Source organism: Paramagnetospirillum magneticum AMB-1, assembly GCF_000009985.1.
GTDB lineage: Bacteria > Pseudomonadota > Alphaproteobacteria > Rhodospirillales > Magnetospirillaceae > Phaeospirillum > Phaeospirillum magneticum.
Genome location: NC_007626.1, coordinates 3,447,221 through 3,459,609 on the forward strand (window position 1 = coordinate 3,447,221; position 12,389 = coordinate 3,459,609).

13 protein-coding genes and 1 tRNA gene are annotated in these 12,389 nt (G+C 63.0%); 4 read left to right on the forward strand and 10 right to left on the reverse strand.

Features of this window, described 5'->3' with window-relative positions; genetic code table 11:
• Positions 1-6: 6 nt before the first annotated feature.
• Positions 7-687 (forward strand): hypothetical protein, encoded by a 681-nt coding sequence (locus AMB_RS25330; RefSeq protein ID WP_148207439.1) that lies wholly within the window; start codon positions 7-9, stop codon positions 685-687.
• A gap of 320 nt (positions 688-1,007) precedes the next feature.
• A complete protein-coding gene (locus AMB_RS16065; RefSeq protein ID WP_011385548.1) occupies positions 1,008-1,490 on the forward strand; it encodes a MucR family transcriptional regulator in 483 nt (160 codons plus the stop codon).
• Here the strand turns inward: AMB_RS16065 and AMB_RS16070 are convergent, their stop codons facing one another.
• From AMB_RS16070 to AMB_RS16090, 5 genes are all read right to left on the reverse strand, one after another.
• Positions 1,491-1,856, reverse strand: a complete 366-nt coding sequence (locus AMB_RS16070; protein WP_011385549.1) for a transcriptional regulator — start codon at positions 1,854-1,856, stop codon at positions 1,491-1,493. It lies immediately after the preceding gene.
• Complete coding sequence (locus tag AMB_RS16075; protein WP_011385550.1) at positions 1,849-2,214, reverse strand: toxin-antitoxin system TumE family protein; 366 nt, start codon at positions 2,212-2,214, stop codon at positions 1,849-1,851. The genes AMB_RS16070 and AMB_RS16075 overlap by 8 nt, the downstream gene beginning before the upstream one ends.
• Before the next feature lie 310 nt (positions 2,215-2,524).
• Positions 2,525-2,600: transfer RNA gene (locus AMB_RS16080), tRNA-Glu, on the reverse strand.
• A gap of 20 nt (positions 2,601-2,620) precedes the next feature.
• The gene (locus AMB_RS16085) at positions 2,621-3,091 is read right to left on the reverse strand and encodes a M67 family metallopeptidase (RefSeq protein ID WP_043744831.1); all 471 of its coding nucleotides are present in this window, start codon (positions 3,089-3,091) and stop codon (positions 2,621-2,623) included.
• Between the two features lie 19 nt (positions 3,092-3,110).
• A complete protein-coding gene (locus AMB_RS16090; RefSeq protein ID WP_043744835.1) occupies positions 3,111-3,440 on the reverse strand; it encodes a hypothetical protein in 330 nt (109 codons plus the stop codon).
• Positions 3,441-3,473: 33 nt separating this feature from the next.
• Between AMB_RS16090 and AMB_RS16095 the strand changes: the two genes are divergently transcribed.
• Both AMB_RS16095 and rpoH read left to right on the forward strand, forming a co-directional pair.
• Positions 3,474-4,451 (forward strand): RluA family pseudouridine synthase, encoded by a 978-nt coding sequence (locus AMB_RS16095; RefSeq protein WP_231849087.1) that lies wholly within the window; start codon positions 3,474-3,476, stop codon positions 4,449-4,451.
• Between the two features lie 128 nt (positions 4,452-4,579).
• Positions 4,580-5,470, forward strand: coding sequence for an RNA polymerase sigma factor RpoH (gene rpoH, locus AMB_RS16100; RefSeq protein ID WP_011385552.1), 891 nt, complete (start codon positions 4,580-4,582; stop codon positions 5,468-5,470).
• Positions 5,471-5,560: 90 nt separating this feature from the next.
• On the opposite strand, the gene AMB_RS26515 is transcribed toward rpoH, so the two are convergent.
• The 5 genes from AMB_RS26515 to AMB_RS16125 all read right to left on the reverse strand — a co-directional run bounded on the left by AMB_RS26515 (position 5,561) and on the right by AMB_RS16125 (position 12,260).
• Entirely contained in the window at positions 5,561-5,812 is a 252-nt protein-coding gene (locus AMB_RS26515; RefSeq protein ID WP_231848863.1) for a hypothetical protein, read from the reverse strand.
• 316 nt (positions 5,813-6,128) lie between these two features.
• Positions 6,129-8,219, reverse strand: coding sequence for a serine/threonine-protein kinase (locus AMB_RS16110; protein ID WP_011385554.1), 2,091 nt, complete (start codon positions 8,217-8,219; stop codon positions 6,129-6,131).
• A 74-nt stretch (positions 8,220-8,293) separates the two neighbouring features.
• Positions 8,294-9,583: an adenylosuccinate synthase gene (locus AMB_RS16115; RefSeq protein ID WP_011385555.1), complete on the reverse strand. Its 1,290-nt coding sequence runs from the start codon at positions 9,581-9,583 to the stop codon at positions 8,294-8,296.
• A gap of 18 nt (positions 9,584-9,601) precedes the next feature.
• Positions 9,602-10,741, reverse strand: a complete 1,140-nt coding sequence (locus AMB_RS16120; RefSeq protein WP_043744838.1) for an ATP phosphoribosyltransferase regulatory subunit — start codon at positions 10,739-10,741, stop codon at positions 9,602-9,604.
• Positions 10,742-10,862: 121 nt separating this feature from the next.
• A complete protein-coding gene (locus AMB_RS16125; RefSeq protein WP_050750739.1) occupies positions 10,863-12,260 on the reverse strand; it encodes a methyl-accepting chemotaxis protein in 1,398 nt (465 codons plus the stop codon).
• Between the last annotated feature and the right edge of the window lie 129 nt (positions 12,261-12,389).

Below are 12,389 nucleotides of genomic sequence, written 5' to 3' on the forward strand. Positions count from 1 at the left end.
AGTAAAATGAGCAACATGAATGTAGCAAACTACTTAGAAAAAAGTACAAATATCACGCTAACAGGCAGAGACGACAATGAGCAACAGGCTGTCTATGTCAGTATTAATGAGGAGGAATCTGTGTTCTGCGAGAATCACTCCCATATAGAGCGGGCTACAGATCCTAATGGATTAGATGATCTTACGTCACGCAAAATGGAAGAGCTTGTGTGTAAGATTAATGACATATGGTCTAAAGTTAAACACATAAATGATAGCGCTATAGGCGCGCGTAATGGATGTGTGGAGCGTGAAAGTGGCGGCTCTAAATCAGATCGTCGCGACGATATAGAGAGGTTGCTGGCAATAAAGCGCAGCTATGGAGTTGAGTACTCTCGCATTTTGCTTTCGATGAGAGATGCTGAGTTTCAGGATGACGTAATTGGGCACCTCCAGATTATCAATGACAAGATCATCGGCGGCATTCTTGATCTGGGCGATCTAGAAAGATTTGACTTTAGTGATGCGGAGCTTACGGCGGTAGAATTAAATTACGAGTATTGCATTGAATGTGAGGAGATAAGAGATAACGCCGAATACGCTATTTATGGCAAGTATGGAGTTTTGGCTGAGATTTGTCGCGCACTTGAAAGACACAGAACAAAGTTGCGAATGCTTTTCTCTGATGCTGCAGCGAAAGTGACGTAGCTATTGGTTTTGACATAGGCGATTTTGGAGGGGAGGTCAACGTTGACCTCCGCTTCATGCTAATAAATTGGATCGCTCGATGGAAACTATCTTTTAGAAATACAGCGTAAATGCGGCTTGCGACTGTGAGTATTTTTGAACAACATACTAAGATATCAGTTTATTTTTATAGGAAAGCGCTTCTAATTGAAATAATTTTGCTTATCTCATCATGATATCATTTGCTTCATGACGATCAGACTGCAGATTGACCAGTCGCTGCGGCTATGTCACTGGTATCGGTAACAATTTCAGATCAAAGCCTCAAGGAGGCACAATCAATGGCTAATCAAAAGGTATCTTTTGCTGCTCGCATCGTGGCGGCCTATTTGCGAAATCACGAGGTTGCCATTGGCGATCTTTCTGGGATCATCAGCGCTACCTACGCAGCCTTGGCCGGTACCGATGCGCCGCCCCCAGTCGGTGCGGATCGTCCTACCCCGGCAGTACCTATCAAAAAGTCCATAACCCCCAATTTCGTCGCCTGCCTGGAATGTGGGAAGCGCCAGAAGATGCTGCGGCGCCATCTGTCGACCTCGCATGGCCTGTCGGTCGATGCATATCGATCCAAGTGGTCTCTGCCCGCTGATTACCCGATGGCCGCCCCCAACTATTCGCAAAAGCGCTCGGAGATGGCCATCCAGATCGGCCTTGGGCGGAAACCCAAGACGACTGTTGCGAAAAATGCTGCCACCGACGCGGAGGAGTCTGAGAAGGCACCCCACACTTATCCTGCGTCGAGATGGGCCAAGCCAACGGGCTGATTACCCAACGATGCTCAAGTCCATCTGAACCCCGCGTACCAGCACCTCGGGGGCAACAGAGCCACGCTTGCCTGGCACCAGCCTGACTAGGCCGTATTGGCTCATGGTTTTAAGGGTTCTGGAGAGATTGCTGGCCTTACGGCCGCTCATGACCTCCAGCTCGGCCAGCGATGCCGGGTGCTGTTCATCAATAATCCGCAACAGCCTGCGATTTGGTTCCGACAACACCTTTGCCAACGACTCGAGCGATGTGAACCAAATCTGCGGTTCATCAGGCAGGCGCCGACGTTCACCACGAGCAATCTGCAAGGCGCGCTCACGAAGCTCCGTATGGGTGGCGATGCCGACCTTGGTCTTTTCAGCCATCGTGTTGCTCCTTCAGGATGCGCTCGATCTCATCAAAGAAATCGGCAATCAGCTTCTCGGCGGTCACAAACTGGTAGGGCCGACCCTCGTCGGATTCGTCGCGGTGCCAATGGTCGAAGGCGGTCTGGCGTTCGACAAACTTACCGCCACGATGCGCAACGCCATGGGCGTTGTCGTATCCCATCAACCGGCGGCCATCGCGGGAATGGAATGTCAGCGAATACGAAACGCCGTGGGGTTTTTCAGCCGTCGCTTCGATCCCCTTGACCTTGAATCGGGCGACATAACCGTCATCGTAGATGATCTCTTCACCATCAAGATCCAGCAGATATGTGAGGGTCTGATCAGCATGTGGCATGCCTACGTTCATATCAGTTAGTGATATGGGTTGGCAAGTTCAAGGCTGGATTAATCGGTTGGCGGCTTGGGCCAGACTCACACTTTACTGACATGGCAATAAACGACAAAAATATCGTTTGTTATCAAGTTATTACAATATTCCGCTTTATTCCTAATGCTCGATTAGGCGTGATTCTGCCTGATCATGGTCCTTCTGCCGATGGAAGGGTAGTGCCATCCGATTTGGCAAACAAAATGGTAAACATTTATGGTAAACGCGCCTTGCGGTGCATCTTTTAAGTCGTTGATTTTATTGAATAAATCGGCGATGGCGTCCCCACGGGGATTCGAACCCCGGTTACCGCCGTGAGAGGGCGGTGTCCTAGGCCTCTAGACGATGGGGACGTCGAGGCGCGAGGCCCGCTTTATGTCGGAAAGCGGGCGGCGTGGCAAGCTCTTTTTTCCGCCACTTCAATACGGACGGCAAACACCCGGCCGGCATCCCGGTCCAGGCGGTGGGCTCGCATCTGTACGGTCTGGGGACGGCCCGCGCCATCGGCGGCGGTTCCGACGATCAGCCAGATCAGTTCGGGCTCCCAGGCCTGAGCCAGATCGGTGGCCGAGGGGCTGGCGCTGCCGTCGGGGTGGGAGTGCCAGTGGCCAACCACCCGCAGCTCGGTGCCGCGCACCGCCCGTTCGGCGGCGAAGCGCACCGCCGGGTCCAGTTCGAAGCGGTCATTGCCTTCGGCCTCGAGCAGATTGCAGGCCGGCATGACCCGCGTGACGGTCACGATGCGCCGCCCCGTGCCGATCAGCAGGCCGCAGCCTTCCGACGGCCAGGCGGCTTCGGCCGCGCTGGCGATGGAGGCCATCTGTTCCGCCAAGAGGACCAGCATGCCGCCCCTCCCCGCCTCGCTACCGGACGGCCGGTTCGGGGGTCAGGACAAAGCCGCCCGCCACCTTGCCGAGACCGGGATCAAGCACCACAATCCGTTCGGGCCCGCCGCCAGACAGGCGCAGCACGACCCGATCGCCAGCTACCACCATCTGCTCGACCCTGGCGCCGGCGGGAATGGGGACCGCCAGTTGGCCGAATTCGGCAACCGAAGGCGCGCCGACCCGGCTGGCGATGGCCGAAGGCGTTCCCTTCCCCGGCGCTTTGCTGTAAAGCCCATAGCCAAGGACGCCCAAGCCGGCCAGCAGCAGAACCCCCAGGAACAGCACCAATCCCTTGATCGCTCTCATGATCTTCGCTTCAATCCCTGTTCGTCCATGGACATGCCCGTGACCCAGCGCCTGACCCCGCCCGCCGTCGAGCCCGAGGAGGCCGGCACCCGCCTGGACCGTTGGCTGGCTCTGCGCCTGCCCGAACTGTCACGCACCCGCATCAAAGGGCTGATGGAGGACGGACGGGTCAGCCTGGAGGAGACGACCATATCCGACGCCTCCCTCAGGGTCAAACCCGGCCAGTGCTTCGTGGTGGACGTCCCCCCCGACGCTCCGGCCCAGCCCGAGCCCCAGGACATCGCCCTGACCGTGGTCTACGAGGACGAGGATCTGATCGTCATCGACAAGCCGGCCGGCATGGTGGTCCATCCCGCGCCGGGCAATCCCGACGAGACCCTGGTCAATGCCCTGCTGGCCCATTGCGGCGAATCCCTGGCCGGCATCGGCGGCGTGAAGCGACCCGGCATCGTCCACCGCATCGACAAGGACACCAGCGGCCTGCTGGTCGCCGCCAAGACCGACGCGGCCCACCGCGGGCTGGCGACCCAGTTCGCCGCGCACACCCTGGAGCGCGCCTATTGGGCCCTGGTCTGGGGCACCCCCAGCCCCCGACAGGGCGAGATCGAGGGCAATATCGGCCGCAACCCCAACGACCGCAAGAAGATGGCGGTGGTGAAAAGCGGCGGCAAGCCGGCCCTGACCCGCTACCGCGTGCTCAAAAGCTTCGCCGGCGGCGCCGTCAGCCTGGTGGAATGCCGCCTGGCCACCGGACGCACCCACCAGATTCGCGTCCATATGACCACGCAGGGCCATCCCCTGGTCGGCGATCCGGTCTATGGCAGGATTCGTGGCCACAAAGGAGTGGTCCTACCACCTGAGGTGAAGACCGCACTGATCCAATTCCCGCGCCAGGCCCTTCATGCCTACCTACTCGGTTTTTCGCATCCTACTAAAGGATATGACGTCCGCTTCGAAAGCGGTATGCCACTTGATATCAACGCATTGATGCAGATTTTAGAGGTTCTATAAAAAACGCCTATACTTGAGCTAGCGACTATGACATTATCGTCTCATCAGCCGGTGACGACGGATCCCCCGTGATGGGCCCGATCCGATAACGAGGGAAAACCCTCCGCGCCGAAAGAGGAGATGAGACGATGACGGCAATCGCTTCCAGTCTGTCGCTCGCGCCCGAAGGCAACCTGACGCGCTACCTTCAGGACATTCGCAAATTCCCCATGCTGCCGCCGGAGGAAGAGTACCTCCTGGCCAAGCGCTTCCGCGAACATGGAGATTTGCCGGCCGCCAACCGGCTGGTGACCAGCCATCTGCGGCTGGTGGCCAAGATCGCCATGGGCTACCGCGGCTATGGCCTGCCGCTGGGCGAGCTGATCAGCGAAGGCAATGTGGGCATGATGCAGGCGGTGCGCCGCTTCGACCCCGAACGGGGCTTCCGTCTGGCCACCTATGCCATGTGGTGGATCCGCGCCGCCATCCAGGAATACATCCTGCATTCCTGGTCGCTGGTAAAGATGGGCACCACCGCCGCGCAAAAGAAGCTGTTCTTCAACCTGCGCAAGCTCAAGGGCCAGATGCAGGCCATCGAGGAAGGCGACATGTCCGCCGAGAACGTGGCCAAGATCGCCACCAAGCTGGAGGTGACCGAGGACGAGGTGGTCACCATGAACCGCCGGCTGTCCAGCCCCGATCACTCCCTGAATGCGCCGGTGCGCGCCGAGGGCGAGGGCGAGTGGCAGGACTGGCTGGTGGATGACCATGAGGACCAGGAAACCGAACTGGGCGAGCGCGAGGAGCTTGGACAGCGCCGGCAGATGCTGACCAGCGCCCTGGAAGCCCTCAACGACCGCGAGAGGGCCATCCTGATCCAGCGCCGCCTCACCGAAGACCCTGCCACCCTGGAGGACCTGTCCCAGCGCTACGGAATCTCGCGCGAGCGGGTGCGCCAGATCGAGGTGCGGGCTTTCGAGAAGCTGCAGAAATCGGTGAAGTCCGCCTCCGCCCAGGCCGAGGCCCAGAACCGGGCGTAATGGCCCCAGGAACCGCAAAAAAGCCCCCGGCCGATGGTCGGGGGTTTTTTGTGAGCTCTCTCCGGTCCCGACGGTTCGAGGGACTCGCCCTCAGCCCTTCTTGGAGACCTCGTCGCCCCAATCCTCGACCAGCTTCTTCTGAGCCGCCTTCAGGTTGTTCACCCGACGCTGGCTGCTGGCGGCGAGATAGCTGGCCACCATGGGTGGCATGGCGGCATAGATGCCCCAGCCGATAGCCGAGCAGCCATAGGCCGTCATCAGCATGATGGGATCGGTCAGCATGCGCAGGGACTCGTCCAGGGTATGGACACCGAACCACAAGCCGAACAGATAGGGGAACACACCGGCGAAATTGAGCCCGCCGACGCACAGGAAGGCGTATTTGTTGGGTCCCTTCTCGGTGGCCCAGGAGGCCAGGTGGGAAGCATGCCGATGCCGACCAGGGCTACGGTCGGCAACGAGAATGGCACCAGGGCGGCCAGGACCATCAGGACCACGCCCTTGTTGATGCCCGCTCCGCCGCTGCTGGCTTTCTTCTTCGCCGCAGCCGCCGCACGCGCCTGTTCCACCGCTGACATTTTCTTTGCCATGGGCCGAAGCATGGCACCACGGCCCGCCAATGGCAATGCGGCAGGCGTGCAAGATCAGATGGATACCTCTAAAAAACCGCCGAAATCACCACAATGGAGGCGGTCACCATGGCGACAAGGATGCCGGTCACCGCCGCGGTCTGGCGACCGATCTTGTCGGCCTCGGCGCTGCGCTCCTCGGTTTCCAGCAAAATATGTTTGATCTCCTCCTCGGCGGCCGAATACTGGGCCTGGGCGAAGGTGAATTCCTGCTCGTCACGTACGCGTTCCTCGGCGTTCTCCAGCAGGTTGTAGATCTCCACCACCGATCCTTTGCGCACCAGACGGGGAATTTCCTTTTCCAGTTCCCGGCGCTTTTCCCGGCCGTGGAAGCCCTGGACGATGGGAGCGATCATGGCTCCGACCCAGGCGGCCAGGCCGGGCAGGGATTCCGGACCGAGGCGATATTGCAGCACCGCGAACAGATTGAGCGCCGCCATCATGGCAATGCTCTGGTTGGGATCGCCCAGGGCGGTCAGGTTACGATCGATGTCGGACCGCATGCGGGCGCCAAGGAAGGCGGCGATGTGGCGATCCACCGGGATCTGCTTGCCGTCGGCACGCTTCGACGACGCCACATTCAGGGCCGGCAGCAATTCCTTGACCTCGACCACGTATTCCTCGCCCAGCAGCGAGCTTTGGCACGGCAGGGCGTCGTTGAGTTCGTACAGGCAGCGCTCCAGCCCATAGCCCATGCCGGTCTGGGACAGGTACGAGCGCAACTCCTTGAAATTGGATTCCATCAGCGAGTTATCGGGCTGGTACTCGCCGCGCATCTCGAACCAAAGGCGCGGCACTTCGCGCAGGATGATCTCGGTCAGCAGCCTGGTGTCGCCCCGGCTGGCCATCACCGCCGCCAGGGCCGAGCCGAAGCCGTCGGGCATGGCGTTGAAGCCCTTGTAGCGAATGGGCGCCGCCTGATCCAACAGGATCAGCACCTTGCACAGCATCAGGTCGGTGGAACTTTTCTTGTCGGTGGTGGAGTTGAGCGCCATGCGCACCACCTCGGCCACCACATTGGCCTTGTCCTTGTCCTCGACGGCACGGCGCAGCCACAGCTCCAGCTTGCCCTCCACCACCGGCGGAATGGCCTGGTCCCAGTTCTTGGACATGGCCTGGGACAGTTCGCGGCCGTTGAAGTACTCCTTGCCCATGAAGGGAAAGCCACGGGCCGCGCGCTTCTCGCCCCGGGGCTGCAGGGGCGACATGCGCCGTCCCGACAGCCACAGATCCAGATCCTCGGCGTCCCAGCGCTGGCTGCCGTCATCGCACAGCAGGCCGCGCAGCAGCTCGATCATGGGCAGCGGCAACCGTTCGTCGCCGATCAGCATGTTGTAGCTGCCCTGCTGGATCTTCATGCCCAGGATGGCGTCGTCGGACAACCCCGCCACCGGGTTGCGCCCCAGGATCAGGAAGGCGATGGTCACGCCCAGGGAATAGTAATCCTCGGTATGATCGCCGCTGCCCCGGGCGATGGGAGTGCACATCCCCGATTCCACCGTCTCGAACAGCACGGGCTGGTCGAAGGCCGGCGGAGCGCAGACGCAGTCGCCAAAGGCCAGGCGCTCGCCATTGCCGTCGGAAAAGAACAGATTGGTGGGCCGGATGGACCGGTGCGGCACGCCGCGCCCGTCCATTTCCTTTAGAGCGGCGGTCAGCGGTTCGATCACCCGCTTGGTGATCTGGTACTCGTCGATGCGCGGCACGTCCGAGCGCATGTTGGCCATCACCCGGTTCCCGCCCGGGCGCTCGTAGACCACGGTCATGCACTGGCGGCCGGCGGGGGGCCAGTTCATGGGCCCCCACTCCACCAGCTGCATCAGGCCCGGCGTCGACACGCCCTTCAGGGCGCGCATGGCGTTGACGCGGGGCGGCAGTTCCGGCTTGCAGATCAGGCCGAACAGGGCGCGGCTGGGATCACGCTTATCCTCGGCGACGAAAGCGTCGGCCGAGGGCGTGGACAGTTCAGGCAGGGGCTGGTTGGAGCGGATGGTGTAGCGGTCGCGCAGGACTCCGGGCGGACCGGTCTGCTTGACCACCTCCACCTTGACGTCATCGCCATCGTCGTCCTCGGCCGGATCGATTTCGGTCTCGATCTCGGCCTCGTCGATTTCCGACATTTGCCCCTTCCATGGGCCGACCCCGTGGGGGGCCGGACTGTTCTCAGTCTAAAGGCGGAAAGGCCGTCCTACAATCAAGTCGCAAAGGGATCGTGCACCAGGATGCTGTCCTCGCGCTCGGGGCTGGTGGACAGCAGGGCGACCGGCGCCTCGATCAGTTCCTCGATGCGACGGATGTACTTGATGGCGGTGGCGGGCAGATCCTTCCACGACCGCACGCCACGGGTGCTCTGGGACCAGCCCTCGATGACCTCGTAGATGGGCTCCACATTGGCCTGGCCGGTCATGGAGGCCGGGAAATGGTTGATCACCTTGCCATCCAGCTTGTAGCCGGTGCAGATCTTCAGTTCCTTGAAGCCGTCCAGCACGTCCAGCTTGGTCAGGGCGATGCCGGTGATGCCGCCCACCTTGACCGCCTGGCGGACCATGACGGCGTCGAACCAGCCGCAGCGGCGCGGACGGCCGGTGACGGTGCCGAATTCATGGCCGCGCTCGCCGATGCTCTTGCCGATCTCGTCGAACAGCTCGGTGGGGAACGGCCCCTCGCCCACGCGGGTGGTGTAGGCCTTGCAGATGCCCAGGACATAGCCCACCTGCCCCGGCCCGACGCCCGAGCCGGTGCCGGCGTTGCCCGACACGGTGTTGGACGAGGTGACATAAGGGTAGGTGCCGTGGTCGACGTCGAGCATGGCGCCCTGGGCGCCCTCGAACAGGACGCGCTTCCTGGTGTGGCGCACCTCATCCAGATGCTGCCAGACCACGTCGGCGAAGGGCAGGATCTTCGGCGCCACGTCCAGCAGCTTGGCCAGCAGCTCGGCCCCGTCCACCTCGGCGGCGCCCAGGCCGCGCAGCAGGGCGTTGTGATGGCGCAGCAGGGTGGCGATCTTGGCCTTCAGCACGGCCTCGTCGGCCAGATCGCAGACGCGGATGGCGCGACGCCCCACGCGGTCCTCGTAGGCCGGGCCGATGCCGCGGCCGGTGGTGCCGATCTTGGCGGTGCCGCTGGCCTCTTCCCGCGCCTTGTCCAGATGGGCATGCAGCGGCAGGATCAGACAGGCGTTCTCGGCGATCTTCAGCACCTCGGGGGTGATCTCCACCCCCTGGGCGCGGATGCGCTCGATCTCGGCCAGCAAGGCCCAGGGATCGATCACCACGCCGTTGCCGATGATGGACAGCTTGCCGCGCACCACGCCCGAAGGCAGCAGCGACAGCTTGTAGGTCACCCCGTTGATGACCAGGGTATGGCCGGCATTATGGCCGCCCTGGAAGCGCACCACCACGTCGGCGCGCTCGGAGAGCCAATCGACGACCTTGCCCTTGCCCTCGTCGCCCCACTGGGCGCCGACCACAGCCACGTTCGCCATACCTTTAAGTCCCCTAACCTATTCGACTTCGACGATACCATCGGGACCGAGGCGATGCCTGCAGCCCTGATGCTTTGCTTCCACTTGCGGGTCGGCGGCGGGGTCCAGCCCCGACACCGTCACCCAGCCCTGGGCGCGGAACGCCTGGGCCCAGGCCCGGGGCGTTCCCGCCGGAACGAACAGCCGCTTGGCCGGCTTGGGGCCGGGCAGCGCCGCCAGAACGGAATCCATGAACAGAGTGGCGCCGGTGGCCGGCTCGCCGCCTCCGCCCTGATAGCGCCCGCCGCGCCCCAGTTCGGCACCCATATTGCGGGCGAACAGGGTGAAGCTGAGGCCGGTATGATACTCGAATCCGCGATTTTCCACCGGATCGACCGTCAGGGTCAGCGACGGCAGGTCGGCACCGGCCAGTTCCACCACCCGGGCCAGACGGTCGCGCTCGGCGGCGGCGGCGGGGGGCAGGTCCAGGGCGCACAGCTCGGCCAGGGCGCGGGCGGCCGGACCGGCGGCGGCGATCAGCGCCTGCAGCAGCGGCGCGGCGGCTCCGCCCTGGGCGGCAACCGTGGCGCTGTCCTTGTGGTCGAGGGCGGCGCGCAGGCGATCGGCGGTCTCGCCATTGATCCCATAGGCGGCGAACACCGCCGGAACCAGGGTGGGCAGGGCCAGGTCGGCGGACACCCCGGGCACGCCGAGATCATCGAGCGCCTCGGCGGTCATCACCAGGACCTCGGCATCGGCGCCGGCATCATCCGAGCCGATCAGCTCGATTCCGGCCTGGCCGAACTGCCGCTCGGGGCGCAGCTGGGTGCCCTTCACCCGCAGCACCTGACCGGCATAGGACAGGCGCAGCGGCCGGGGCTGGGATCCCAGGCGGGTGGCGGCGATGCGGGCCACCTGCGGCGTCATGTCGGCGCGCAGGCCCATCATCTTCTGGCTCATGGGATCCATGACCCGGAAGGTCTGGGACGAGGTCCCCCCCCCCGCGCCGTCCAGCAGGCTTTCCTCGAATTCGATCAGCGGCGGCTTGACACGATCATAGCCATGACGGGCGAACATGCTCATCAGGCTGTGGACGACGGAGGCTTCGAACTCCGCGTCTGGGGGCAGCATGTCGCGCAGGCCGGCGGGCAGCAGGGCCCGATTGGCGGACTCGGTCATCTCTTGGTGTCGCAACCCGGAACAAGGGCGGGCGTCGCAATGACGACCGCTCGGTTATCTGGCAATGCCCGATGTATCGCGTTTGGCCCCCAGGGGCAAACGGAATCCGGGGAATGGCGCTCTAAAAGCGCCGACGGTCACCAAGATCGTCCAGGCACTTCATCACCCCCACCGAGGCCTCGGCGGCGCGGGCGATGGCGGCCAGCGCCCCGTCCAGGTCGCCATTCTTGAAGCAGCGGGCGGCATCGATGCCGTTCCGGTGCACCTCGCGGTGGGGCGCTTCAAGGGCGGCGTAGGCCGGATGGCGCAAGATACTCTCATCCGTGAGGGTCGAGCACCACTTGCCCAGGCGGCATTTGGTGTGATCGGCCAGATCGTCGGGATTGAGCACCTCGCGCCCGACCACCATGTCGGCAAGGCGCTTGCGCCACAGCATGTGGTCGGACTTGGCCACATGCAGGGTGAAGTCGTCGATCTCCAGCGCCGCCATCTCGTTCAGGGCGGCGACGATGCCCTTGGAGGCGCCGTCCATCTCCTCGACCACGTCGTTGATGGTGGCGACATTGCGGGCCGACAGGCCGGCGATGGCGCCGACGCCCTCGGCCACCTCGGCCGAAGCGGCGCTCTGCTGGTTCAAAATGCCGGCGATCTGGGCCATCTTGACCGAGACGCCCTGGACCTGGGTGGACAGGCGGCCCATGCCGTCACTGGTGGCGCTGATGACCTCCTTGCCGTGCTCGACGGCGCCGGCGCCGTCCTGCATGGTGCGGACGATCTCGCCCATCTCGACCCGCAGGGATTCAATGCGGGCCCGGATGTCCACGGTGGCGCGCGCCGTCTGGTTGGCCAGGTTCTTCACCTCGTTGGCGACGACCGCAAAGCCCTTGCCCGCCTCGCCCGCCCGCGCCGCCTCGATGGTGGCGTTCAGGGCCAGCAGGTTGGTCTGCGACGCGATGTCCTCGATCTGATTGACGATGTCGCCGATCTGCACCGAGGCCTCGGCCAGGGAATCCACCTTGCCGGCGGCGGCCTGCACCGCCTCGGCGATGGCCTGCATGGCGCCGATGGCCTGATCGGCGGCGCCGTGGCTTTCCTGGGCGACGCTCTCGGCGGCGCCGGCATCCTCGGCGGCGGCCTTGGAGGTCCTGGCGATCTCGGCCACGCTCGACACCAGCTGTTCGGCGGCCACGGCAATGGCCTGGGCGCGACGATCCACCTCGCCCACGTCGCGCATCATGCCGGCGGCCTTGGTCACCGCCTCGTTGACGTTGACCGAAAGACCGACGTCCAGCCTCAGATTGGCTTGCGCCTGGGATTCCAGCCGGTCGGCCAGGGCCTTGATCTTGGCGGTAACGGGGCAGGTGCCGGCGGGAACGGAGTGATACTTGCCAGCCAGAAGCTGATCCAGGGCCGCCCCGATGGACTCGGACTGAAGCGACGACAGCGCCTGGTCATTGGCCACGTCCATGGGCCGCAGATCGGCCTTGGCAGCCGTCTTTCCACCGAAAATCCAAGCCATTACATCCCCCTGGGTGCCTACCCCTAATGTCCACACCCTATGTATAAGCCCCTAATGCAGCAGGGCGGAATATACCATTTGTATTACAGATATGTTTCAACCTACCAAATGCTGCGTGCGGCTTCGTCC